A 23,425-nucleotide genomic window follows, 5' to 3' on the forward strand; every position below is an offset into this window, starting at 1 on the left:
GTACGGGGGAAGTTCGGGGGGAGTTTGGGGGAGAACTACTCGTAGATCGGGTGGGCGTCGCAGAGCTCCTCGACGCGCTCGCCGACCTCGTAGATGACGTCCTCGGAGTCGTGGTCGTCGACGACCCGGTAGATCAGGTCGGCGACCTCCTCGACCTCCTCGACGCCGAAGCCGCGGGTCGTGATCCCGGCGGTACCGGCCCGGATCCCGGAGGGGTCGAAGGCCGAGCGCGTCTCGCCGGGCACCGTGTTCCCGTTGAGAACGATGTTCGCCGCCGCCAGCGCGTCCTCGGCGTCCCCGCCGCTGAGGTCGGGGTGGGACTCACGCAGGTCGACGAGCACGAGATGGGTGTCGGTCCCGCCGGAGACGAGCGAGAGGCCGTGGTCGGCGAGCCGGTCGCCGAGGGCCTGGGCGTTCTCGACGACTTGTTCGGCGTACGTCTGGAACTCGGGTTCAAGCGCCTCGCCGAACCCGACCGCCTTGCCGGCGATGTTGTGCATCAGGGGGCCGCCCTGGCCGCCCGGGAACACCGCCTTGTCGATCGCGTCGGCGTGTTCGTCCCCGCACATCACGATCCCGCCGCGGCCGGCGCGGATCGTCTTGTGCGTCGAGCCGGTGACGAAGTCGGCGATCCCGACCGGCGAGTCGTGGACGCCGGCCGCCACGAGCCCGGTGATGTGTGCCATGTCGGCGAGGTGGTAGGCGTCGACCGCGTCGGCGGCCGCCTGAATGCGGTCCCACTCGACCTCGCGCGGGTACGCGGAGTAGCCGGAGACGACGATGTCGGGATCGAACGATTCGGCGAGGTCGCGGAGCCCCTCGTAATCGATGGTGCCGGTCTCGGGGTCCACCTCGTACTGCTCGACGTCGTAGAGCTGCCCGACGAAGTTGGCCGGATGGCCGTGTGAGAGGTGCCCGCCGTGGGTGAGATCCAGCGACAGAATCTTGTCGCCCGGCTCGAGCATCGCGAAGTAGACGGCCTGATTGGCCTGGGTCCCCGAGTGCGGCTGGACGTTGACGTGTTCGGCGCCCCACAGCTCCTTGGCTCGATCGATCGCGAGCTGTTCGACGTCGTCGGCGTACTCACAGCCCGCGTAGTAGCGGGATTCGGGATACCCCTCCGCGTACTTGTTCGTGAGGACGCTGCCCTGTGCGGCCAGCACGGCCTCGCTTGCGTGGTTCTCGCTCGCGATCATCGCAAGCGTCCGTTCCTGCCGTTCGAGCTCGCCCTCCAGCGCGTCCGCGACCGCGGGATCGGTCTCGCGAACCTGGTCGTAGTCCATATTGAACTCCCTGAGTGACACCACAATAAGCCTGTCCGTCCGGCCGGAACCGTGACACGTTCCCTCGGGAAACTGACCGATCCAACCGATCCGACCGATCCGACCGATCCGAACCACGTTCACTGACGAACGGCTCGACGCAGGACCCAACCGACGGAGTCGAGGACGACGCCGACGCCGGCGCCGACGGCGTTGATCCCGGCATCGGCGAGCCCGCCCGACCGCCACGGGAGCGGCACCTGAAGGACCTCGATGACTGCCCCGTAGCCCGTCGCGAGCACGACCGCGGCCCCGACCACGCACAGCCGTGACCAGCCGACGGATGCTGCGGTCAGCGTTCGGCGACAGGAGACGGCGAGGGCGCCGTATGCGATCAGGTGGCTCACGAGGAAGGGATCGAGGCCGAACGGAATCGGACTCCCACCCGGATCACCCCCGGCGAGTCCGCCGTCCGGAACCGGAACCAGTGAGGCCGCGAGGACGACGATCGCGAGAACCGCGAGGACTGCGAGACCTCTCGGTCGGTACCGACGTCCCAGCAGTGACGCGACCGTCGCGGGTCGGCCGTCTCGGTCCATCGATCCGTCTCGATCCATCGATCGGGGATCGGATCGCCACCCGTTTATCCGACGCGATCGATGGGACACCAATGAGCGACACGCTGACCGACGACCTCTATCAACGCACGATGGCGCTGATCGAGCCCGGGGACATCGAGCTGATCGGCTGTATCGTCCACTCACAGTACGACGGACAGTCGGATCTGGAGATGCACGAGCTGACGGTCGCGATCAACGACGTGATCGCCGAGGCAGCCGGAACGGGCGAGACGTACATCGAAGCCGGCAACGACGACACCGACTTCTCCTCGAACCAGTTCCAGGGTCGCACACTCGCGGACGAGGCGTTCGTCTGGGAGTGCCAACAGCTGCTTCGGGACGGAACCTTCGATCTGGTCTTCTATTACGAGGCCGACGCCGACCAGGAGGCGATCGTGGACGGGATCGAGGCGCTCGAGGGCGTCGAGAGCGTGACCCCGGTTCCCTGACCGGACGGAGACACGATGGTGAACGACGTCGACGTCGAGCCGGAAACGGTCTTGATCCCGGGGGGCCGGGACGTGCGAGCGAGCCACGACCGTGCCCACGCGGGCAGGGACGCGGCCGCCTGCGTGGTCGCGTGCCCGCCCCATCCCGAACACGGCGGAACCCGTCATAACGGTCACCTCCAGGCCGTCTCGTCGGTGCTCCGGGACCGGGGCGTCGACTGTCTCCGGTTCGATTACGGGGACTGGGACGGCGGTCCCGGCGAGTTGGCCGACGTCGAGGCAGCGATGGCGTGGGCACGCGATCGCTACGACCACGTCGGCCTCTTCGGCTACTCCTTCGGCGGCTGTCTCGCGCTGGTGGCCGCCGCGGACGCCGATCGAGGCGAGCTTGCCGCCGTCTCGGCGCTCGCGCCGGCCCGACGGGTTGCGGACGGGATCGACGCGGCGGCGGCGATCGACCGGATCGCCGTCCCGCTCCAAGTGGTCTATGGATCGCGGGATACCACCGCGGAGTGGGAGCCCGTCGTCGACCGCGCCCGGGCGGTCGAGACCGGAGGATCGGATTCGGAAGCGACAGGGGCGGCGTCGACGGGGTCGGATCCGGCGGCGGAAGCAGATGCGGGGGAGGGGGCGACGTGGTCGGATCCCCCGGAAGCCGGAAGCGACCACTCGGCAGTCTCGCTCACCGAGATCCCCGCGGACCACTTCTTCGTGGGGCAAGCCGACCGGGTCGGAGAAACGGTCGGATCGTGGCTCGCCGACCGGCTGTAGTCACCGTCGATCGGGACGGCTGGCCGGGCCTCACACCTCGAGGTTCGGAGTCGGGATCGCGCCCTCGTCGTCCGTGGGATCGTACTCGTCGATCGCCGCAAGGACGACCGCGAGCGTTCCGTCGGCGCTCCACCGGCCCGTGTTGATCGCGAGGTCGTAGATCGACCGGTCGCCGACGTCGATGTCGTAGTAGGACTCATAGCGTTGGGCCTCGATCACCTCTCGAACCCGCATCTCGGCCGACAGCTCCTCGCGGTCGGCGGTACGGTCGATCCGGACCTCCTCGGGCGCGTCGAGCCAGATCCGGAGGTCGGCCCGGTTGCCGGCGATCCAGCCGGCCAGCCGCGACTCGAGGACGAACGCCTTGTTCGCCGCACCCCACTCCTCGGCGATCCGCTGAAGCCGGCGATCGAGCTCGCGGTCGAGATCGTCGGACTCGCCCGCCTTCGCGACCAGCTGTGAGAGGCTCATCCCCCGATCCTCGGCGATCGACCGAAAGATCTCCCCGCCGGAAACGTACCCACAGTCGAGCACCGTCGAGAGTCGCTCACACAACGTCGTCGCGCCACAGCCGGGCGACCCCGAAACCGTGATGAAGAGGTTGCTGTCGATGCGTCGATCGGGTGCCGGATCCGTCGTGGTCATCCGAGTGGCGTCTCGCGCGCGAGACGGGTAAGGATGGGGGTACCGACGAGGATGCGGATGAAGGGGACGGACGGGAACGAGGAGAATCTTGAGAGGAGAGACGATCGGGAGATCGATGCGGCTGCCTCGATCGGCCCGTCGGATATGATTAACTCATATTGTATATAAATACGCGATTTGAATATGATATGATTTAATCACTAAACGGGGAGAATGACGAAGTCACGACTGACGAACGGTTCCATTCAACAGCGTTAAACGGGCATTTTGTGGCGTCTATCAGCGATTTAAATGGATTTCACGGCCGAACCCAACGATGTCCACAAGATACAGTATAACCACATATATAAAATATAGTATTTATATGTCTTATTAATAGATCTGATGGGAAACCGACGTCTATCACTACCGGCCTCGAACCGCCACCGACGGGGCGTCACGCCCGGCGATCACTCCTCGACGAGTTTTGATCGAGCCGCATCGGGAAGGTTGTCGACGACGTCGGCCCCGCTCGTGACTTCGTCCATCACGAACCGCGAGGAGGTCTCGTTGACCCCGTCGATCGCCACCATCTCCTCGATCACGGCGTTCATCTGGGACCGATCCTGCACGCGGGAGACCACGACGAAATCGACGTCGCCCATCGTGTAATAGACCTGCTCGACCCCCTTCACATCGGCCAGATCCGTTCCGATGGTCTCGGAGTAGCCCTGCTCGTGGGTGACGGACACCTCGGTGAGTGCGACCATATCGAGACCGAACGCCAGCGGGTCGAGATCGGCGGTCACACTCCGGATCACGCCGGCATCCTTCAGTTTGTTCAGCCGGTAATGGACCGCCGACTTCGAGAGGTCGAGCTGCTGTGAGAGCGTATCCAGGCTCACGTCGAAATCCGACTCGACGCACCGCAACAGCTCGATGTCCATCTCGTCGAACCGGCCGTCGCTCGAATTCGACATACCACGCGTTCGAGACGACGCAACATAAATATTTTCAAGATACCCAGATTCGTTCGGACAGCGTTCCGTTATATCGCGATATCTGTGATAGTTATTCGGACAGTGTTCGAAGACTCCAACGACGAGACGGGATCGGCCGAGGGGCGAATCGGGCGTGCGCGACGTCGGCGGTGTGCGGGACCGTGTCGACGTCGACGGCCCTCGGAGATTCCGATGCCGATACCCCAATGCCGATACCCCAATGCCGATACCCCAATGCCGATACCCCAATGCCGATACCTCGATGCCGGTCGCGGACGGTCGGGACTCTCAGGCGATCATCGCGTCGTCGGAGATCTCGAGTGCGGCGTCCAGCGACGTGATCGCCTCGTCGATCTCCGACTCCGTGATCGTCAACGGCGGCGCGATGATCAGCGTGTTGATCATGTTCGCGACGTACGTTCCGTTCTCGTAGGCGGCGGCAGCCACCTCGTCGACGACCGTGCTCCCCTTTCCGACCTTGTCCTCACGCTCGCCGAAGGGCACGCGTTCCTCGGAGTGCTTCGTCAGCTCGAGCCCGCGGAAGAGCCCGACGCCGCGGGCCTCGCCCACACTCGGGTGGGCGTCGGCGAGCTCCTCGAGCTGCTCGCCGAGGTACTCGCCCGTCTCACTGGCGCGCTCGATCAGGTTCTCCTCCTGATAGGTCTCGATCGCCGCGAGGCCGGCCGCACACGCCACGGGGTGGCCCGCGTACGTGTGACCGTGGGTCAACATATTGTCCTCGAAGTGGGCCGCGATCTCCGGCGTCACGATGGTCGCACCCAGCGGCTGATAGGCCCCGGTCAACCCCTTCGCCATCGTCATGATGTCGGGGGTGACGCCGAAGACGTCGCTGCCGAACCATTCGCCGGTACGGCCGAAGCCGGCCATCACCTCGTCACAGATGAGCAGCGCGCCGTGGTCGTGGGCGATCTCCTTGAGTCGCGGAAGGTACTCCTCGGGCGGTACGAGGATGCCGTTCGATCCGACGATCGGCTCGACGAGCACGGCGGCGACGGTGTCGCCCTCGAGCATCAGCATCTCGTCGATGTACTCGAGGCTCTCCATCGGGTCCATCGTGGACCCGTACGCGTACGGATCCGGAGCCTTGATCGCGCCGGGAATGCCGGGTTCGGCGGCGAGCCGGCGCGGGTCGCCCGTCACGCTGATCGACCCGTACGTCGCGCCGTGGTACGAGCGGTATCGGGAGACGATCTTGTCCTTGCCGGTGTAGAACTTCGCGATCTTGATCGCGGCCTCGACCGCCTCGGTGCCGCTCGTGGAGAAGAACGTCTTCGTGAGGTCGCCCGGGGTGACCTCCGCGAGCTTCTCGCCGAGGCGTGCGCGCGCCTCCGTCGTGTAGTTCGGCGCGACGTACGGGACGGAGTCGGCCTGATCCGCGATCGCCTCGGATACCCGGTCGGCGGCGTGGCCCAGGTTCGAACACATCAACTGCCCGGAAAAGTCGATGAAGTCGTTGCCAGCGGCGTCGGTGAAGCGAACGCCGTCGGCGTCGACGATCTGGGTCGGGTCGACCTCGCTTTGATACGACCACGTCCCGAAGACGTGTTCCTTGTCGATCCGCTCGATCTCGGTTCGGTCATCGGTCGGGTCGGACATGATGTATCCACCGTACGCAGGGCTATTTGATTAATCTTTGCACGAGGCGAGTCTTTAGAGCACAACCTCCGAGGTTCGACCGTTCTTGTGGAACTTTTCCGACTAGATCGGGAATACCACGTATATCGTCCATCAAACGAGGAACGTTTATAACCCTCCGGTGTGATGGTGTAGCAAACGCATGTCGAGTCAGACAGAGCTTCAGTACGGCACGGTGGAGAACTACGTCGGCGGTGAGTGGACGACGCCGACGGTGGACGGCGAGAACGTCACCAATCCCGCGACGGGTGAATCGATCGCGCGCGTCGAGTACAGCTCGGCGGACGAGGTCGACGACGCGGTCGCGACCGGCCAGGCGGCCTTCGAGGAGTGGCACCAGCGCCCGGTCGAGGAGCGGATCCAGCCGCTGTTCGAGTTCAAACAGCTGCTCGAGGACCACCAGGACGAACTGGCGGAGCTGCTGGTACAGGAACACGGCAAGACCTTCGGCGAGGCGAAAGGCGAGCTGCGTCGCGGCATCGAGAACGTCGAGGTCGCCTGCGGAATTCCCTCGCTGATGCAGGCGGGCCACGTCGAGAACGCGGCGCCGAACATTGACGAGACCGCGGTTCGGAAGCCGCTCGGCGTCTTCGCCGCCGTCACGCCGTTCAACTTCCCGGGGATGATCCCGCTGTGGTTCCTCCCGTACGCGGTGGCAACCGGCAACTCGTTCATCCTGAAGCCGAGCGAACAGACGCCGCTGACCGCGGAGTACCTCTTCGACCTCATCGATCAGGCGGGATTCCCGGACGGCGTCGTCCAGCTCGTTCACGGCAGCGTCGACACGGTGAACACGATCCTCGAACACGACGGCATCGAGGGCGTCTCCTTCGTCGGGAGTACGCCGGTCGCACAGACGATCTACGAGAAGGCGGCGGCCAACGGCAAGCGCGTCCAGGCGCAGGGCGGCGCGAAGAACCACGTGATCGTGACGGAGTCCGCGGATCTGGAGTTCGCCGCGAAGAAGACCGTCGGGTCCGCGTTGGCCTGCGGCGGCGAACGCTGTCTGGCGAACGACGTCGTCGTCGTCGAGGAGTCGGTCTACGAGGAGTTCGTCGACCTGGTACACGCGGAGGTCGAACGGCAAGTCGTCGGCAACGGGCTCGACGACGACACGACGATCGGCGCGCTCATCTCCGCGGAACACGAACAGCGCGTCCGCAACTACGTGGAGACGGGCGTCCAGGAGGGCGCGGAACTGATCTACGACGGCCGCGACGAGACCGTCGAGGGCCACGAGGACGGCAACTTCCTCGGTCCGTGTCTGTTCCGTGACGTGACCTCGGACATGGTGATCTCCCGGGAGGAGATCTTCGGTCCGGTCCTCGGCCTGCTGTCCGCAAGCGGCATCGACGAGGCGATCGACGTCATGAACGAGAGCGACTTCGGGAACGCGGCGAGCCTGTTCACCGGTAGCGGGTCCGAAGCGGCGAAGTTCCGCCACCGCGCGGAAGCCGGCAACCTCGCCGTGAACGCGGGGACGGCGGCGCCGATGGCGTTCTTCCACTTCGGCGGTCAGAAGGACTCGTTCTTCGGCGACCTGCACGCGCAGTCGGAGGACGTGGTCCGGTTCTACACCGACGAGACGGTCTACATCGAGCGCTGGCCCGACGCCTAACGCGTCCGCGACGCCGAGGGCCGCCGTCGATCCGGTCGGTCCGTGAGGGAGCGGATCGTGGTGGCCCGTCTTCCCGCAGGATGATCGCCCGTGTCCGGTGTGTGTGTGTCAACGCTGAATCAATATACTATTTAGGATCCGTTTCGCGAATAGAGAAGGCCGAAGACGGATGTACCGACCGGAAGACGGGAGAACGTACACATCCGGAGACGCGTTATGATCTTGTCTGATAGTATTTATATACAACATCGTGTATTATTTCCTGAATAATTCTTTTGCGTGTCGACGTCGAACGGATCCCATGGCCGAAGCGACAGCTGAGGACGAACTGCGATCGCTGATCCGAGACCTGGTCCGGATCGAGACCGAGAATCCGCCCGGCAACGAACGGGCGTGTGCGGAGTACATCGTCGAGTGGTTCGACGACCGGGGTCTCGACGCCGACCTCGTCTCGGAACCGTATGCCGACCGGCCGCAGGTCGGTCTCCGAGTCGGGGACGGCGATCCGACCCTCGTGGTGAACGGTCACATCGACGTCGTTCCCGCGGGCGATCGGGCGGAATGGACCCACGATCCGTACGGCGGGACGGTCGAGGACGGGCGACTGTACGGACGCGGCAGCGCCGATATGAAGGCGGGCGTGGCGGTGGGAATGGCCGCGACCGCGGCGCTCGCCGAGGAGGTTGAGTCGGGCGACCTCGACGGGTCGATCGTGTTCCACGCGGCGATCGGCGAGGAGACCGCGGAGCCGGGGACGCGGACGCTGCTCGAGTCCGGCTACGACGGCGACTACGGGATCGTGCTCGAACCCACCCAGCTGCGAGCCGCGACGAGCGAGAAGGGACTCGCCTGGTACGAGATCACGGTCGCCGGCGATCCATCCCACGCGAGCCACCCCGACCAGGGGACCAACGCCGTGCTGGCGGCACGGCCGGTCCTCGACGCGCTCGCCGACTACGACGAGCGCATCCGGGAGCGTGAGGACGACCTCGTGGGGAGCGCATACGCGACCGTCACGATGGTCGAGGCCGGGACCAAGGAGAACGTCGTTCCCGAACGGGCGACGATCACCGTCGATCGTCGGTTCCTCCCGGCGGAGGACGTCGACGAGATCGACGCGGAGATCGACGCCCTCCTGGAGGAGGTCGCCCGCGAACACGGCGTCGACGCCTCCTGGGAGCGGACGCGCACCTACGAGTCCGCCGCGATCGACGTCGACAGCGAGTTGGCGACCGTGATCCGACGGCACTCCGCGGCGGCCGCGAACGCCGACACCGACCCGTGGGGGATCGAGGCCTCGACGGACGTCCGCAACTTCGTGAACGACGCCGATATGGAGGCGATCACGTGGGGGCCGGGCGACCTCGCGCAGGCACACACCTACGATGAACACGTCGATCTGGCGAACGCGGCGGCCGGCCTCGAAGCCCTGGTCGGCGCCGCACGCGAGTTGCTCGGGGACGCGTAAGAGACGAGAGGTGGCGGAGGGTCGTGCAGGCACGAGCGGTGTGAGCGGGTGAAGACGTGCCCGCACGAAGACGTGCCCGCGTGACGACGGACGTGCCGAAACGACTCGGGTCGACTACCCACCCAGATAGAGCTGCCGAACCTCCTCGTTGTCGAGGAGGGTCTGGCTCTCGTCGGCGAACCGAACGCTGCCCATCTCGATGACGTAGCCGCGATCGGTGTTCTTGAGCGCCTTGACGGCGTTTTGCTCGACCATCAGGATGCTCACGCCGGCGTCCTGGACGGTCTGGATCAGCTCGAAGATGGTATCGACGAGCGACGGCGCGAGCCCGAGCGACGGCTCGTCGAGGACGAGGATGTCGGGATCGCTTATCAGCGCCCTGGCGATGGAGACCATCTGCTGTTCCCCGCCGCTCATCGTCTTGGCCTTCTGGTCGAGTCGCTCCTCGACGCGCGGGAAGATGTCGAGCAGCCACTCGGTGTTCTCGGCCTTCTCCTCGTCGTCGATCAGCCACGCGCCCATGTCCAGGTGTTCCTGGACGGTCATCTCCGGAAACATCGTGTTCCCCTGCGGGACGATGCTGAGCCCGCGACCGACGAGCTGTTCCGTGGTCAGATCGGTGACGTCCTCGCCGTTGAGCCGGACCGTTCCCTCCCAGCAGGGGAGGTAGCCGGTCAACGCCTTGAGAACGGTCGACTTGCCGGCGCCGTTCGGGCCGATGATGCAGACCGACTCGCCGTCCCGGACCTCCATCGAGACCTCGTGAACGATCTCGTTGGAGCCGTAGCCGGTGGTTACGTCGGTCGCTTCCAGGATCGCGTCCGTGTCGTGTTCACTCATCGTCATCACTCCCGAAGTAGGCCTCGAGGACCCGTTCGTCGTTCTTGACTTCAGATGGCGGTCCGCGCGTCAACACCGATCCGGACTCCATCACGACGATGTCCTCACACTCCGACATCACCACGTCCATGTCGTGTTCGACGAGCACGAAGGTCTTCCCCTGTTCGAGGAAGGTCCGCATCATCTCGAGGATCTTGTTCTCCATCGTCGGGTTCACGCCCGCGAGGGGCTCGTCGAGCAGGATGAGCTCCGGTTCGAGCATCAACACCTGACAGATCCCGACGAGCTTCTGTTGCCCGAACGAGAGGTCTCCGGCGAGGTTGTTCTGCTTCTCGGTGAGCTCGATCATCTCGAGCAGTTCGTCCGCACGCGACTCCGGCTGGTCGGTGAGCTGGCTCGCGATGAGCAGGTTTTCACGGACCGTCATCCGGTTGAGAACGCGCGTCTGCTGGAAGGTCCGAACGAGTCCCCGCTCGGCGTTCTTCCGGAGCGCGTTGTTCGTAATGTCCTCGCCGTTGAAGTAGACCGATCCGGACGTCGGCGACAGCACGCCGGTGATCAGGTCGAAGAGGGTCGACTTGCCGGCGCCGTTCGGCCCGATGAGGCCGACGAACGTCCCCGGCTCGATGCCGAAGGAGACGTCGTCGACGGCGACGAGTTCGCCGAACTTCTTCGTCATACCGTCGAGTTCGAGGATGTAGTCGTCGTTAGGAACGGACATTCAGATCGACCTCCATCGGGGGAGATAATCGTTCTCCTTGAGGTATTCGATGATCCCCTCCGGCATGAAGAGGATGATCGCGATGATCGCGACCCCGAAGAAGAACTGGTAGGCCTGCGGGAACGCCGACCAGAGCAGCTCGTAGAGCACCACGAAGATGATGCCGCCGAGGAGGGGCCCGAAAACGGTCCCCAGCCCGCCGAACAGCACCATCACGATCGGGAACTCGGTGTACTGAATGTTGAACACGCTGGTCGGGTCGATGTACGAGATGTTGAACGCGAGCACCCCGCCGATCAGTCCCGCGACCGCCGTGTGGATCGCCATCCCGATGATCTTCTCGCGGACCGTCTTCACGCCGAGAGAGGCCGCAAGCGTCTCGTCGTCGCGGATCGCCAGTAGTCGAAGCCCGAACGGAGAGTTCGCGATCCGGTAGGTGAGGTAGATCAGACACAGCGTGATCGTGACGATCAGGTAGTACTGTCCGGTCAGGTCGAGTTCGGGGAAAAAGGAGATCCCGCTCCCGCCCCGCGTGATCGGCCGCATATAGGAACTGGAGAAGAACAGCCGGGCGCCCGTCGCTGCCGCGAGCATCGCGATCGCGAAGTACGCGCCGCGAAGCCGGAGCATCGGGATGCTGAGGGTGGTCCCGACGACCGCGGTGACGACCATCGCGGTCACGAGCGCGAGGGGCCACGGGAAGCCGAGGTCGACGATCGTGAGGACCGTGAGGTACGCCCCGAACCCGACGAACCCGGCGTAGCCGAAGTTGATGTAGCCGGTGAACCCCGACAGGAAGTTCCAGCCGTACGCCAGCCCGGTGAACATGAAGATCGAGAAGGTCACCTGCGTGATGTAGGATCCGGCAAGATGGGGGATGGCGGCTAACACGACGAGCGCACCCAGGAACAGCCCGCGGTACTGGGTCCGTGACAGCGACCGTACCGTGGTGGCGAGCCGCGTTTGTGCGACGCTCGCGTCATCCGCGTCGTCCGCGTCGTCCGAAACAGCGTTTCGTGCCATATTCACTCACCCTCCGCGTCACTGCGGCCGAACAGTCCCTGCGGCCGGACCAGCAACATCACCACGAGCAGGACGAACGCGAGCATCGTCGCCTCGTTCGAGGAGATCTGATAGGTCGCGACCGCCTCGACGATGCCGAAGCCGATCCCGCCGACGGCGGCCCCGACGAGGCTTCCCAGGCCGCCGATGATAACGACCACGAAGGACTTGAGGAGGTACTGCAGCCCCATGAAGGGCTGGATCGTGTACAGCATTCCGGCGATCGCCCCGGCGGCGCCCGCCGTCGCGGCGCCGAGCCCGAACGAGACCATCCGAACGTGTCGGGTGTTGATCCCACATGCACGTGCGATCTCGGGGTTCTGCGAGGTGGCTCGGATCGCCTTCCCCCAGTCGGTGTACCGAAGGAAGAGGAAGAAGAGCGTAGCCACGACGATCGCAACCCCGAATCCGAGCGGGCGGTTCAGCGAGACCGTCGCGCCGAGGATCGAGACGGATTCCGCGAGGTAATCGATGGAGCGGTAGTCGGCGCTGAAGGCGAGCTGCGCGAGGTTGCGCAGACACAGCGCCAGCCCGAACGTCAGGATCAGCGAGGTGAGTTCGGTGTTCTCGTGGATCCGTTCCAACAGCAGCCACTGGATGAACGCGCCGAACGCGAACAGCAGCGGAACCGACAGGACGAGGCTGACCACCGGGCTGACGTTCAACAGCGCCCAGCTGTAGAAGGCCGCGTAGGCGCCCAACATTACGAACTCCCCGTGGGCCAGGTTGATGACGTTCTGGACCCCAAAGACGAGACTCAACCCGAGCGCGATCAGGCCGTAGAAGGCCCCCAGGAAGATCCCGATGACGAGCAGTTCAACGATTAGTGATGTCGTGACCATTCTTGTGAAGCGTCGTTCCGTATCGTGTGTGTGGACACGTGTAGTGCGTGTAAGCTGGTGTGTCTATCGTGCGAATACTGCATCGAAATGCCGGGAGCGTTACCACCCGGGGTGCGGGTAGATGGGATCCGCGGTGGCGTACTCGGCCGGCCGGACGGCCTCCTGGGTCATCCCGTCCTCACCCTCCTGCCACTGGCCAAGGCTGGGCGTCTGTCCCACCTGGATGCCCTGGTCGTCGACCTCGTAGACCCCGTTCGCGAACGGGATCTCCATCTCGATCTCGTGGAGCTGTTCGGCGATCGCCGTCTGGTCGATCTCGCCGACGTTCCGGATCGCCTGCTCCATCACCAGACAGCCGGCGTAGCCGCCGGCGGCGTGGTAGTCGACCTCGCCGGGGTCGGAGTACTCCTCCGAGAAGAGGTCCATGAATCCCTCGGTGAACTCCTGATTGTACGGCAGCTCGAAGAACGGCGCCCAGAAGAGGTCGCCGGTGACCCCGAGCGCGGCGTCGCCGACCGACTCCGCGAACGCCGGCGCCATTCCGCCGACGACCCACGCGAAGATGCCGGGCGAGAGGCCGACCGATTGAGCGGCCTGCGTCAGCCCGATCGCATCCTCGGTGTAGCCGCCGCCCATCACGATATCGGGGTCCTCCTCCGCGACCGTGTTGAGGACCGAGGAGTAATCGTTGATGTCGGTCGGATACGCCTCCTCGTGAACGACCTCGAGGCCCTGTTCCTCGGCGTAGGGGATGTGGCCGGACGCGACCGACGTCGGGAACGCGGCGTCCTCGTAGACGACGGCTATGGTCTCGGCGCCGTTCTCGACCGCGATGTCGATGGCGCTGCGGACGTAGGTGTACGCCGGCGCGATCGCCTGCGTGGTGTACTGGACGTCACGCTCCTCGAGGACGGAGGTGTCGGACATCATCGGCATAATACACGCCATCTCGGCGTCCTCGATGATCGGAATGACTGCGCTCGAAACGGTGCTCCCGTACGGGCCGAGCAGGACGTCGACCTCGTCCTCGTTGATCAGCCGCTGGTAGAGGTTGACCCCGCGGGAGGGATCGGACTGGTCGTCGTAGTGGACCAACTCGACCTCGCGACCGAGAAGGCCCTCGTCGTCGTCGGCAAGAAGGCTGTTGCCCTCGTTGATCTGGTGGATCCAGAAGTCATATCCCTCCTTCATCGTCACGCCCTCCGTGGCAGTGGGCCCGGTCGTCGACGTGCTCGCCCCGATGGTGATCACGTCGTCGCCGCCACCGCCGCCACCCATACAGCCCGCCGTCGCGGCGAGCGCGCCCGCGGCCGCAGTCGTCTCGACGAACCGACGCCGACTGAACCGCGGCGTCGCGGATCGGTTTCGAGGTACTTCAGAGTCGTTGTGATCTGACATGGTACGGACTCGCATTTGCCACCCACATATATAATAGTTTCCCAAGGTGTGCGAGAACTCGGGAGCGAGGGTAAAGTTTTTTAAATAATTTAGAAGGATATTGAATAGTAATCAAGAATAATATCGATCGGTGATATTCATTCAATCATTCATTCGTCACCGTGCGAAAACGAGCACCGGTCACCGATACCACGCTCGTATCCGGAACGCCGCCGTGCGGGAAGTCCACCATCGGCGTACTCGAAGCAACGCTCCCACTCAGGGGTTCCCACGACGCGCCAGAACGAGGAACACGACCGTCGCCGCCAGACAGCAGCCGGCAAGTGACAGCCAGGCGACCGCGAACGACGCCGTATCGACGAGATAGCCGAATATCGGCGGCGCGACGATGGCGCCGGCGTTCACCGCGGTCTGTGCGCCGGCGGTCGCCGTTCCCATCTGGTCGGCGGGAACGATCACGGTGAGGTACGAGTAGTAGATCCCCATAAACCCCAACAGCGCATATCCGATCACGGCAAGCACGAGAACGCTCGTCGAGACGGTCTCGACGACGGTCAGCGAGGCGAGCCCGCCGCCGGCGACGAGCCCGTGGAGGCCGAGCAATCGTGGGGCACTCCAGGCTTCGGATCGTGGCAACCGATCGAGGACGTATCCGGAGACGATGCGGCCGCCGCTGCCGGCCACCTGGACCACGGCGAGGAGGAATCCTGCGACGGCCGCCGAGGCCGCCAGCGTGTCGGTCCCGAACACGACGACGTACCCGGTCGTCGTGAACATCGCCGCGCCGAAGAAGAACCCGGCAACGACCAGAAGCGTGTACTCGGGCGGTGCCTCGAGTTGCCACGGTCGCGGGATTTCGGGGTCGTCCGTCCCGCCGGATCCCTCGTAACTCGCCGCGAAGCCGACCGCCACCACGATCGCGACGCCGGCGACGGCGAAAAACCCGCCGGGCCAGCCGACCAGCCCGCCGACCGTCGTGACGACGACGGCGCTGATCGCGCTGCCGGCGGTGACCCCGACCTGCTTGATACCCATCGCGAGGTTGCGCCGTCCCTCGGTGACGGCGTTGACGATCGCCCGATTCGTCGACGGGATCGCCGTCGCGTAGAGGACGCCCAGACAGAACACGACGACGAGCAGCGCCGCGTACGAGGGTGCGAGGCCGATCCCGCCCGCGGTAACACCGAGGCCGAGCAGCCCGACGATCATCGTTCGCCGCTCCCCGAAGGCGTCGATCAGGGCGCCGACCGGAAACAGCGAGATCGTGTAGCCCACCATCAACGTCGTCACCACGAGCCCGATAAGCGACCCCGACAGCGAGAACGCGTCCCGAAGCAACGACGTCCCGGCGAAGACGCTATAAAAACAGAGGCTCGCGGTCGTCTGCCAGCCGGTGATGACGGCGACGGGTCGCCGGACGCTGTGTGAGGCCATCGGACGTGCGACCGACTTCGACGGGGTGGGTCAAATCAGTTTGCTCCGGATCGGCGAGAGTCCCGCCGCAGTTCGATCCTGACCGCCGGCAAAGCTTTGTACACCCGGTCTCGAACGGTCGGTATGCGGATCGATATCGATCGGGATAGACTTGTCGAGACGATGAAAGAGCAGGCCGAGATCGGCGCCACCGACGACGGTGGCCTCCACCGGCTGACGCTGAGTGACGCGGACCGGGAGGTCAGGGACTGGTTTCGGGACCGAATGGAGGCAGCAGGCCTCTCGGTTCGAGTCGACGAGATGGGAAACATGTTCGGACGCCGTCCGGGAGCCGACCCGGACGCCGGAACCGTCCTCCTCGGGTCCCACCTCGACTCACAGCCGAACGGTGGCATCTATGACGGACCGCTCGGGGTGATCGCGGCGCTCGAGTTCGTCCGAACCCTCGAGGACGAGGGGATCGAGACCGACCACCCGATCGAGGTCGTCAACTGGACCAATGAGGAGGGATCCCGGTTCCAGCCCGCGATGATGTCGAGCGGCGTCTGGGCCGGCGAGATCCCGCTCGAAGAGGCCTACGACACGACGGATGCCGACGGCATTCGGTTCGAGGACGCGCTGGAAGAGATCGGCTACCGGGGGGACGTTCCCGCGGAGCCGACCCGGGAGTACGACGCGGCGCTCGAGCTCCACGTCGAGCAGGGACCGTATCTCGAGCAGGAGGAGCGGGACGTCGGCGTCGTCACCGGGATCGTCGGCCTCCGCTGGGGGGAGGTCACGTTCACCGGCCAGGCGAACCACTCGGGAACGACCCCGATGCACTACCGCAGCGACGCGCTGGTGGCCGCAAGCGACGTCATCGGACAGGTCCGGCGGATCCCCGGCACGCTCGGCGAACGGACGGTGGGGACCACCGGCGCGCTGGAGGTCGAACCCGGCTCGATCAACATCGTTCCCGAGACGGTCCGGTTCACGGTCGACTTCCGGGATCCCGACGACGACGTCGCCGACGAGGCGATCGAGCGCGTCAAAGCCGAGGTCGCCGCGGCGGCGGATCGCGAGGGCGTCGACTGGGAGTACGAACGGCGGATGGACGCCGCAAGTGTCACGTTCCCCGACCGGTGTGTCGATGCGGTCCGGTCGGCGGCCGCCGATCTCGGCTACGACGCGCGCGAACTCGTCAGCGGCGCGGGCCACGACGCCACGTACATGGCGAGCGTCTGTGACACCGCGATGGTGTTCGCGGTGAGCGAGGGCGGCAAGAGCCACACGCCCGAGGAGTACACGAGCTGGGACGACTGTTACGCGGCGGCGAACACGCTCGCGAACGCCGCACTCGATCTCGCCGGAGTCGCGGAGCGAACAACGGGAGGTGATGACGCGGATGTCTGAGGACGACCGCGAGGGATCCTCCGGGGACCTCGATCGGATGCGTGCGGAGGCCGACCGGCTCGGGTTCGACGTGTCGGACGCGCTGCTCGAGGGGTGTTTGGACACCGCTCGCGACCTCGAGCGAACGGCCGGCGATCTGGGGACGGAGGCGACCAGCACGGCCACCCGGTCCCCGGAGGTGGCACCTGCCGGGGATCATCGGGAGTTCCTCGCGACCTACGAGACGCCGCGCCAGGAGTCCGAGACGGGGGCGCTTGCCGGACGGCGCGTGGCGCTGAAGGACAACGTCGCGGTCGCCGATCTGCCGATGACGTGCGGGTCGGACCGGGTTGCGGTCACGCCCGAGACCGACGCCGCCGTGACCGAACGGCTGCTTGCCGCCGGCGCGTCGGTCGTCGGGAAGGCGAACATGGACGCGTTCGCCTTCGGACCGAGCGGCGAGTTCAGCGACTACGGGCCGGTCGAGAACCCGACCGCCACCGACCGCGTTCCCGGCGGCTCCTCCTCGGGAAGCGGCGCTGCGGTCGCTGCCGGAACGGTCGACGTCGCGCTCGGAACCGACACCGGCGGGTCGGTCCGCATTCCGGCGGCGTGTTGTGGCGTCGTCGGCGTCAAGCCGACCCACGGGGTTGTTCCGCGGCACGGCTTCGTCTCGTTCGCGCCGTCCCTCGACACGATCGGCCCGCTCGCCAGGGACGTCGAGACGGCACGGCGCGCGCTCACGGCCATCGCCGGCCCGGATCCGCGAGACCCGACCACGAGTTCCCGAGGACTCCCCGCCCGCGGCACCGACGACACGCTGTCGGAGGACGGAACGCTGCCGGAGAACGCCACCGTCGGCCTCCCGACGTCGTTCTTCGAGGCGTCGGACGACGTCGTCTCGGAGTCGGTCCGTGAGGCCGTGGCGGCAGCGGACGTCGAGGCGACGTCGGTCGAACTCGACCGCGGAGCGATCGAGGAGGCGTACTTCCTCGTCGGCGCGGCCGAGTTCGTCTGGTACCTCGATCAGACCGGCGTCGTCCGTGGACAGGGTCCCGACTACACGCCGGCGGTCCGATCGCTGCTCGCGGCGGTCAAGGAAGCCGACCTCGGCGATCACGTCGCCTCCCGGCTGCTCGCGTCCGCCTTCCTCGACACCGAGACGGACGGCGAGGCGTATCTCGCGGCACGGCGGGAGGCGATCGCGTTCGGTGAGCGCGTGCAGGACGCACTCGCCGACGTCGACGCGCTCGTGATGCCGACCCTTCGAACGCTCCCACCGACGCGGGGACGAATGGAGACGACGGCGGACCTGTTGACGCTGCTGGGGAACACGGCCCCGTTCAACCTCGCCGGAACCCCGGCGACGGCGGTCCCCGTCGACACCGTCGACGGGCTTTCGGTCAGCGCGCAGGTGGTCGGCGCGCCCTTCGACGATCACGTGACGATGGCGATCGCCGACCGGCTGCAGTCCTGATCCGGTGTCTCGCCGATCGACGGTGGTGGATCGGCCTCATCGGGTCGGCCCCATCGGGCCGGCCTCATCGGATCGGCCTCATCGATCGGCCTCATCGGGTCGGCCCCATCGGGCCGGCCTCATCGGGCGACCACTCCTCGCCGACGCGATCGGCGCCCATCAGCTGGTCGCCGTCGTGTTCGGTGAACACGATCTTCCCGTTGGGCCGCGGCACCGCCCACTCGGCGGCCAACCAGTCGATGACCGCGAGCGCGAACGATCGACGACGCTCGAACGATCGGCCGCGGCGAACGTCGGCGTCGAGGACCGCCAGGGGCCCCTCGACGGCGCGGCCCAGGGACATCGCGGAGGGGGGATGCTCGCGGATCGTGACCGCGATGTGGCCGGTCGAGGTCCGCATCTCCGCGCCGTATATGTCGGTCACCGCCTCGGAGAACGCCCGCCGGTCGGCGTCGGTCGGATCAGCCGTCGTGTCGAGGGCGAGATGGGGCATCGTTCGAGAATGTCCGGAAAGAGGCATAAATGATTCGGTAGGTACACACATACCATACCAGTTCGTTCGGGAATTTCGCTGCTCGACGAGGGTACGCCGTGGGCCATCGACCAACGCGTTCGACATCGCAGAACAGGTGTGGGTGGCGATCGCGACGAAATGTGGAACGGTTCCCGACCCGATCGGGCCTGAAGGACCGTCGGTGAGGTTGGACAAGCAGGGGAGACCGTCGGTGAAGCCGGACGACCGAGGGACATCGATCGCCCGCATCGCGTGGTATCGTGGGATACGTGTCGTCTATCGCTCTTGCAGTATTTATTACACACATAGAGGTGTAATAGTGCTGTGATGGACGGCGAAAGCGATCACGAGGGATGGAGTCGGGAACGAGCCAGCCACCGACGGCCGATCGCGTTCGAACATACAGAAACCGAGATGGCCGATGACCGGCGTGAAATCGGTCGATGGCGGCGAAACGGGCGGAACGGTTGCATATCCTGTTCCGCATCGTAGAACAATGGTTGAGGCGATTGCGGTACCGAGCGACATACCCGTGACAGACCGACGGTGATGACCGATGGTGATGACCGACGGGCGGCCGGCTCAACGGGTGAGGTCGAGATCGAGCGCCCGGTTCAGCAGGTCGTCGTCGTAGTAGGCGTCCGTTTGTGCCGGATGGATGCGGTCGATCGTGCGAACGCGACGGATCGTGTTGTGGAACCCCTTGAGGCTGGCCTCGTCGACCATGCGCCCGTCGATGACGACCGCGCCGGTGCCGCCGCGTTTCGCCCGGTTGTACCGTTCGATCCGCTCGACGTCGCGTTCGAGCGCCTCGGGGGTCGGCATATGGACCGTGTTGGCCTGGACGGTCTGGTTGGGATGGAGCGACCAGGATCCGTCGATCCCGAGTCCTGCCTCGTGTTCGAGGCGATCGACGTAGGCGTCGCCGTTGTAATAGGTCACGCCGGCCCGTTCCGTGAACAGGTCGTCGAACGGACCGCCGATCGAGAGGAGGCCGGCCGCGCTCGTCTCGTTCGAGAGCGCCTCGAGGGTCCCGTCCCACCGCGGCCGGTCGCCGAGATCGCGGCTTCCGAGATCCGCCGCGTAGTCGAGCGGTCCGAACGCGATCGCGGCGAGCCGGGAGTCGGCGCCGAACCGGGCGATCGGACGCAGGTCGGACCGGGCTCGACTCGTCTCGACGACGACCGTCAGGTCGAAGCTTCCGGGCTCGTAGCCGTGGGCCGCCTCCACCTCGGAGACGACGTCCGCCGCGCGTTCGACGTCCGGCCGGCGACCGACCTTGGGAACGACGAACCCGTCGATGGCGTCGCCGGCGCCGGCGACGAGCGCGTCGATCTGGTCCCGGCCCGCGTCCCGGACGGTCTCGTCCAGATGGCTCCACTCGACGCGCGGCCAGACCTCGCCGCCGACGTCGTGGGACGGAACCAACTCGACGACGTTCTCGACGCCATCGCGTTTCGAGTCCGGCGCCGTTCCGTCCTCGAGATCGGGAACGAGCCAATCCGGCGCACGAAACCCCTCGGCCGTCAGGGCGGAGCGAAGGTACTTCGCGGCGTCGTCGGGTCCGGCGTCATCCGTCGAGACGGCAGCCGGTGCGGTCTGAAACGTCCGACACAGGCGAATATCGTCGGTCATCTGTCTGTCTCCGGTTGTGGCGAGTTACCGTGTGGTTAGAACCCTTTCGGAACCGAGGCCGAGGGAGACGGCGACGTCAACGGGGCGATGGACGATCGATCTCGCTGGAACGAGTACAATATATAAAAAATAAATATATAAAAGTAAAACGGTAATACTGGAAAACCGCTCGGCCGAGTTCCGTGACGAGACGGCATCCATCGAACGGTGAATGCGACGACCACGAAAGACGAGTATATTCGATGATTGGAATTTATTTTGAACAGACGGGTACATATATACGATAGCACACGATATTCTATCGGTATTGGGAGTGGTGATCCCGGGAACACTCATCAATTAGCTAGATCGAACATAAGCACGATCTCGAGAAATGCGGACGGATATCCACAGCAAATATAATACTAGTATATCTTATATACTGTCTAAATATACTATTTCTTATATGCTATCGGCGCAACCCACTCCGGGTTCCCCGATGATGATCCCTGCGGCTCCCGGCGGTGGGTATCCATCGGCAGCCGATCCTCGCGGCGCAAACACGCTTGGAGACGATCAGTTGTAGCCGCGCCACCGGTGGCCGCACTCCTGGCACTTGAAAAAGCGCGTCGGGGGCTCGTCGGCCGCGCCGGTCTGTTTGATCGTGTACCAGGCTTCGCCGTGGCCACACTCGTCGCAGACGACGTCGGTCGCGGTCGGCTTCCCCTCGAAGTTCGCGTTCTCCTCGGTTTCGATCGGCGAGGAGTCGCCCTGTCGTTCCGTCGAGACGAACTGCTCCGCGAGATCGTCGTCCTGGTCCGCCGTCGCGCCACAGTCGTCGTTTTGACACACCATTCGGCCGTCGACCGACACCATCATCGATCCGCACTCGTCACAGAATTGCATCGGTGCTGTTTACCGGGCTATGGCCGGGAACGGCTTGAAGGTTCGCTCCGAGAGCCGACCGGACAGACGGAGCCTCTCGCGCCCGTGCTCACGCATCCACTCTCGTTCACTCGTTCACGCGGTCGAACATCGGACCGTCGGTCGAGACCATCGGACAGTTCCGGACGCGGAACCGGTCCATCTCGATCACTTCGACGATCTGTGTCCCCTCGTGGGTACAGGCCATCGTCGGCGGATCGGTGCTGTGTGGGCAGCGTTGGCAGTACTCGCGTTTGTCGACGAGCCGGTCGTCGTACTCGGGGGACTCCCCGAACTCGCCGGCGTCGTCGGCGAAGTCGGCCGCCGCGTTCGGTCGGGGACCGCTTTCGGCGTCGAGGGCCGACTCCGTCGGGGGAGCTGACTCAACCGATCCCGGGTCGTCAGTCTCGAGCGCCCCCCAGACGTCCACCTCACCGACGTCGACGTCCATCGCCTCGAAGGGATCGTCCGCAGCCGTATCGGCAGGATCCACATCGGCCGGATCCGCATCGGTCGGATCCGCATCGATCGCGAGCTCGTCGACCATCCGGTCCAGTTCGTCCCGCCCACGACCGGTCGTGTCCGCAGAGTCGGCGGCGGAGCGGTCGGGACCGGAATCATCCGTCTCGGTGCCATCCGTCTCGGTGCCATCCGTCTCGGTGCCGTCCGTTTCGGCACGGTACCGGTCGGTCCCGTACTCCGAGAGATCGATCGGGTCGATCTCAGTCGCCTCGTCCGTGGACGTGTCCGTCCCGGTCGGCTCAGCCGGCTCCGTCGGCTCCGGCTCGTCGCCCGGCTCCGCCGATCCATCCTCGCTCATTCCGACTCACCCTCACCCTCGAAGACGTCGGCCGCTTCGCGCGGCTCCGTCGTGTCACCCTCCAGCGCCGGCGGGTCGCCGACGAGGAGCCATGCGCTGCCGAAGAAGCCCGATTTCGGCTCGACGCCGGTGAAGTGGCTGTCACAGTGTGGACAGCGAGCGCGGCCGAGGAGTCCGATCCGGACCGATTTCTCACACGATTCACAGGCGGCTTCAGCCACCCCGTTTCGGTTCGCCTCCTCGAGCAGCGCCTCGTGTGCCTCCCGCCGTGCGTGGGTCGTCTCGAGCCGGTCGAGACGGCGCTGTGCGTTTACGAGCGCGCCCGCAAGCCGAGTGAGCTTCTCGTCGTGGTCCGAAACGCGCTCGGCGTGGGCGTCCACGTCCGCACGCACCCCATCCACACGCGTGTCGGCCGCGTCGACGTCCCCTTCGAGGTCGTCTATCCGGGCCGAGACGGACTGAACCGTCGATCGAAGCGTCCCGAGGCGGTCGTCGATCTCGGGGTGGGTGTGGTCCTTCGAGGCTCGCGATTCGGCCTCCTGGAGCACGCTGATGATGCGTTCGCGAACGTCGGCGATCTGCTCGTCGAGCTCGTCACGAAGCGTCTCGACGTCGGTTTCGATCCGGTCGAGTTCGGCGTCCGTTCGATCGAGGCCCTCACGAACCCGATCGAGCGTCTCGGAGTCGGGAACGTCCACCCCGCGCTCCTCGGCGAGGCGAACGACCGCACGAGCGAGCAACTCCTCCCGGCGGTCGGCGGAGAGCTCCGCCAGTTCCGCCGGCCACTCGTCGTCCCCCGGGGATGCTCCCTCCCGGCCCTCCTCCGGAAGTGTCATCCGATCGCGATCACCCATCTACCGCCTTTTCGACGCCAACACATAAGTAAGCTTGCGCAACGGTCGTGGGAGTCGACGCGCTTTAGCCGGTCACGGGTGTTCC

At 65.5% G+C, this 23,425-nt stretch carries 22 protein-coding genes; 6 read left to right on the plus strand and 16 right to left on the minus strand.

Features of this window, described 5'->3' with window-relative positions; all coding sequences use genetic code 11:
• Positions 1–35: 35 nt before the first annotated feature.
• Positions 36–1,283 (minus strand): serine hydroxymethyltransferase, encoded by a 1,248-nt coding sequence (glyA, locus tag OQF70_RS10745; RefSeq protein ID WP_280537542.1) that lies wholly within the window; start codon positions 1,281–1,283, stop codon positions 36–38.
• Positions 1,284–1,402: 119 nt separating this feature from the next.
• Positions 1,403–1,861, minus strand: coding sequence for a VanZ family protein (locus OQF70_RS10750; protein ID WP_280537543.1), 459 nt, complete (start codon positions 1,859–1,861; stop codon positions 1,403–1,405).
• Positions 1,862–1,932: 71 nt separating this feature from the next.
• On the opposite strand from OQF70_RS10750, the gene OQF70_RS10755 reads away from it, so the two are divergent.
• Both OQF70_RS10755 and OQF70_RS10760 read left to right on the plus strand, forming a co-directional pair.
• Complete coding sequence (locus tag OQF70_RS10755; protein WP_280537545.1) at positions 1,933–2,331, plus strand: DUF5778 family protein; 399 nt, start codon at positions 1,933–1,935, stop codon at positions 2,329–2,331.
• Between the two features lie 15 nt (positions 2,332–2,346).
• The gene (locus OQF70_RS10760; protein ID WP_280537546.1) at positions 2,347–3,102 is read left to right on the plus strand and encodes an alpha/beta hydrolase; all 756 of its coding nucleotides are present in this window, start codon (positions 2,347–2,349) and stop codon (positions 3,100–3,102) included.
• A gap of 30 nt (positions 3,103–3,132) precedes the next feature.
• On the opposite strand, the gene cmk is transcribed toward OQF70_RS10760, so the two are convergent.
• From cmk to OQF70_RS10775, 3 genes are all read right to left on the minus strand, one after another.
• A complete protein-coding gene (gene cmk / locus OQF70_RS10765; protein WP_280537548.1) occupies positions 3,133–3,747 on the minus strand; it encodes a (d)CMP kinase in 615 nt (204 codons plus the stop codon).
• Between the two features lie 449 nt (positions 3,748–4,196).
• Positions 4,197–4,706: an Lrp/AsnC family transcriptional regulator gene (locus OQF70_RS10770; protein WP_280537549.1), complete on the minus strand. Its 510-nt coding sequence runs from the start codon at positions 4,704–4,706 to the stop codon at positions 4,197–4,199.
• A 309-nt stretch (positions 4,707–5,015) separates the two neighbouring features.
• The gene (locus tag OQF70_RS10775) at positions 5,016–6,344 is read right to left on the minus strand and encodes an aminotransferase class III-fold pyridoxal phosphate-dependent enzyme (RefSeq protein ID WP_280537551.1); all 1,329 of its coding nucleotides are present in this window, start codon (positions 6,342–6,344) and stop codon (positions 5,016–5,018) included.
• A 181-nt stretch (positions 6,345–6,525) separates the two neighbouring features.
• On the opposite strand from OQF70_RS10775, the gene mmsA reads away from it, so the two are divergent.
• Together mmsA and OQF70_RS10785 are read left to right on the plus strand one after the other, a co-directional pair.
• Complete coding sequence (gene mmsA / locus OQF70_RS10780; protein ID WP_280537553.1) at positions 6,526–8,001, plus strand: CoA-acylating methylmalonate-semialdehyde dehydrogenase; 1,476 nt, start codon at positions 6,526–6,528, stop codon at positions 7,999–8,001.
• Between the two features lie 301 nt (positions 8,002–8,302).
• Entirely contained in the window at positions 8,303–9,469 is a 1,167-nt protein-coding gene (locus OQF70_RS10785; RefSeq protein WP_280537556.1) for a M20 family metallopeptidase, read from the plus strand.
• Between the two features lie 114 nt (positions 9,470–9,583).
• Here OQF70_RS10785 and OQF70_RS10790 read toward each other — a convergent pair whose 3' ends face one another.
• From OQF70_RS10790 to OQF70_RS10815, 6 genes are all read right to left on the minus strand, one after another.
• A complete protein-coding gene (locus OQF70_RS10790; protein WP_280537557.1) occupies positions 9,584–10,309 on the minus strand; it encodes an ABC transporter ATP-binding protein in 726 nt (241 codons plus the stop codon).
• Complete coding sequence (locus tag OQF70_RS10795) at positions 10,302–11,030, minus strand: ABC transporter ATP-binding protein (RefSeq protein ID WP_280537558.1); 729 nt, start codon at positions 11,028–11,030, stop codon at positions 10,302–10,304. Before OQF70_RS10795 ends, OQF70_RS10790 begins: the two co-directional genes overlap by 8 nt.
• A complete protein-coding gene (locus OQF70_RS10800; RefSeq protein WP_280537560.1) occupies positions 11,031–12,053 on the minus strand; it encodes a branched-chain amino acid ABC transporter permease in 1,023 nt (340 codons plus the stop codon). It abuts the gene before it with no gap.
• Between the two features lie 2 nt (positions 12,054–12,055).
• The gene (locus tag OQF70_RS10805; protein WP_280537561.1) at positions 12,056–12,934 is read right to left on the minus strand and encodes a branched-chain amino acid ABC transporter permease; all 879 of its coding nucleotides are present in this window, start codon (positions 12,932–12,934) and stop codon (positions 12,056–12,058) included.
• A 99-nt stretch (positions 12,935–13,033) separates the two neighbouring features.
• Positions 13,034–14,332, minus strand: a complete 1,299-nt coding sequence (locus OQF70_RS10810) for an amino acid ABC transporter substrate-binding protein (RefSeq protein WP_280537563.1) — start codon at positions 14,330–14,332, stop codon at positions 13,034–13,036.
• A 258-nt stretch (positions 14,333–14,590) separates the two neighbouring features.
• Complete coding sequence (locus OQF70_RS10815; RefSeq protein ID WP_280537565.1) at positions 14,591–15,766, minus strand: MFS transporter; 1,176 nt, start codon at positions 15,764–15,766, stop codon at positions 14,591–14,593.
• 123 nt (positions 15,767–15,889) lie between these two features.
• Here OQF70_RS10815 and OQF70_RS10820 point away from each other — a divergent pair, with 123 nt between their 5' ends.
• Together OQF70_RS10820 and OQF70_RS10825 are read left to right on the plus strand one after the other, a co-directional pair.
• On the plus strand, positions 15,890–17,158 hold the full coding sequence (locus OQF70_RS10820) for a Zn-dependent hydrolase (RefSeq protein WP_280537566.1): 1,269 nt from the start codon (positions 15,890–15,892) through the stop codon (positions 17,156–17,158).
• The gene (locus OQF70_RS10825; protein WP_280537567.1) at positions 17,151–18,614 is read left to right on the plus strand and encodes an amidase family protein; all 1,464 of its coding nucleotides are present in this window, start codon (positions 17,151–17,153) and stop codon (positions 18,612–18,614) included. Before OQF70_RS10820 ends, OQF70_RS10825 begins: the two co-directional genes overlap by 8 nt.
• 91 nt (positions 18,615–18,705) lie before the next feature.
• On the opposite strand, the gene OQF70_RS10830 is transcribed toward OQF70_RS10825, so the two are convergent.
• From OQF70_RS10830 to OQF70_RS10850, 5 genes are all read right to left on the minus strand, one after another.
• Positions 18,706–19,107, minus strand: a complete 402-nt coding sequence (locus OQF70_RS10830) for a tautomerase (protein WP_280537568.1) — start codon at positions 19,105–19,107, stop codon at positions 18,706–18,708.
• Positions 19,108–19,710: 603 nt separating this feature from the next.
• Positions 19,711–20,763 carry an L-malyl-CoA/beta-methylmalyl-CoA lyase gene (gene citE, locus OQF70_RS10835; protein ID WP_280537569.1) on the minus strand — a complete coding sequence of 351 codons (1,053 nt, stop codon included), beginning with the start codon at positions 20,761–20,763 and terminating at the stop codon, positions 19,711–19,713.
• Between the two features lie 555 nt (positions 20,764–21,318).
• Complete coding sequence (locus tag OQF70_RS10840; protein ID WP_092816469.1) at positions 21,319–21,648, minus strand: transcription factor S; 330 nt, start codon at positions 21,646–21,648, stop codon at positions 21,319–21,321.
• Positions 21,649–21,754: 106 nt separating this feature from the next.
• The gene (locus OQF70_RS10845) at positions 21,755–22,486 is read right to left on the minus strand and encodes a hypothetical protein (RefSeq protein WP_280537570.1); all 732 of its coding nucleotides are present in this window, start codon (positions 22,484–22,486) and stop codon (positions 21,755–21,757) included.
• Positions 22,483–23,322 (minus strand): hypothetical protein, encoded by an 840-nt coding sequence (locus OQF70_RS10850; protein WP_280537571.1) that lies wholly within the window; start codon positions 23,320–23,322, stop codon positions 22,483–22,485. Before OQF70_RS10850 ends, OQF70_RS10845 begins: the two co-directional genes overlap by 4 nt.
• Positions 23,323–23,425: the final 103 nt, after the last annotated feature.

This window comes from Halopenitus sp. POP-27 (assembly GCF_029889855.1).
Taxonomy (GTDB): domain Archaea; phylum Halobacteriota; class Halobacteria; order Halobacteriales; family Haloferacaceae; genus Halopenitus; species Halopenitus malekzadehii.

Coding starts and splice junctions, on each gene's coding strand:
- cmk (WP_280537548.1), bottom strand. CDS start 3,747: ATGACCACGACGGATCCGGCACCCGATCGACGCATCGACAGCAACCTC.
- OQF70_RS10850 (WP_280537571.1), bottom strand. CDS start 23,322: ATGACACTTCCGGAGGAGGGCCGGGAGGGAGCATCCCCGGGGGACGAC.
- glyA (WP_280537542.1), bottom strand. CDS start 1,283: ATGGACTACGACCAGGTTCGCGAGACCGATCCCGCGGTCGCGGACGCG.
- OQF70_RS10795 (WP_280537558.1), bottom strand. CDS start 11,030: ATGTCCGTTCCTAACGACGACTACATCCTCGAACTCGACGGTATGACG.
- OQF70_RS10770 (WP_280537549.1), bottom strand. CDS start 4,706: ATGTCGAATTCGAGCGACGGCCGGTTCGACGAGATGGACATCGAGCTG.
- OQF70_RS10750 (WP_280537543.1), bottom strand. CDS start 1,861: ATGGACCGAGACGGCCGACCCGCGACGGTCGCGTCACTGCTGGGACGT.
- OQF70_RS10810 (WP_280537563.1), bottom strand. CDS start 14,332: ATGTCAGATCACAACGACTCTGAAGTACCTCGAAACCGATCCGCGACG.
- OQF70_RS10825 (WP_280537567.1), top strand. CDS start 17,151: ATGTCTGAGGACGACCGCGAGGGATCCTCCGGGGACCTCGATCGGATG.
- citE (WP_280537569.1), bottom strand. CDS start 20,763: ATGACCGACGATATTCGCCTGTGTCGGACGTTTCAGACCGCACCGGCT.
- OQF70_RS10760 (WP_280537546.1), top strand. CDS start 2,347: ATGGTGAACGACGTCGACGTCGAGCCGGAAACGGTCTTGATCCCGGGG.
- OQF70_RS10830 (WP_280537568.1), bottom strand. CDS start 19,107: ATGCCCCATCTCGCCCTCGACACGACGGCTGATCCGACCGACGCCGAC.
- mmsA (WP_280537553.1), top strand. CDS start 6,526: ATGTCGAGTCAGACAGAGCTTCAGTACGGCACGGTGGAGAACTACGTC.
- OQF70_RS10815 (WP_280537565.1), bottom strand. CDS start 15,766: ATGGCCTCACACAGCGTCCGGCGACCCGTCGCCGTCATCACCGGCTGG.
- OQF70_RS10755 (WP_280537545.1), top strand. CDS start 1,933: ATGAGCGACACGCTGACCGACGACCTCTATCAACGCACGATGGCGCTG.
- OQF70_RS10845 (WP_280537570.1), bottom strand. CDS start 22,486: ATGAGCGAGGATGGATCGGCGGAGCCGGGCGACGAGCCGGAGCCGACG.
- OQF70_RS10785 (WP_280537556.1), top strand. CDS start 8,303: ATGGCCGAAGCGACAGCTGAGGACGAACTGCGATCGCTGATCCGAGAC.
- OQF70_RS10840 (WP_092816469.1), bottom strand. CDS start 21,648: ATGCAATTCTGTGACGAGTGCGGATCGATGATGGTGTCGGTCGACGGC.
- OQF70_RS10790 (WP_280537557.1), bottom strand. CDS start 10,309: ATGAGTGAACACGACACGGACGCGATCCTGGAAGCGACCGACGTAACC.
- OQF70_RS10805 (WP_280537561.1), bottom strand. CDS start 12,934: ATGGTCACGACATCACTAATCGTTGAACTGCTCGTCATCGGGATCTTC.
- OQF70_RS10820 (WP_280537566.1), top strand. CDS start 15,890: ATGCGGATCGATATCGATCGGGATAGACTTGTCGAGACGATGAAAGAG.
- OQF70_RS10800 (WP_280537560.1), bottom strand. CDS start 12,053: ATGGCACGAAACGCTGTTTCGGACGACGCGGACGACGCGGATGACGCG.
- OQF70_RS10775 (WP_280537551.1), bottom strand. CDS start 6,344: ATGTCCGACCCGACCGATGACCGAACCGAGATCGAGCGGATCGACAAG.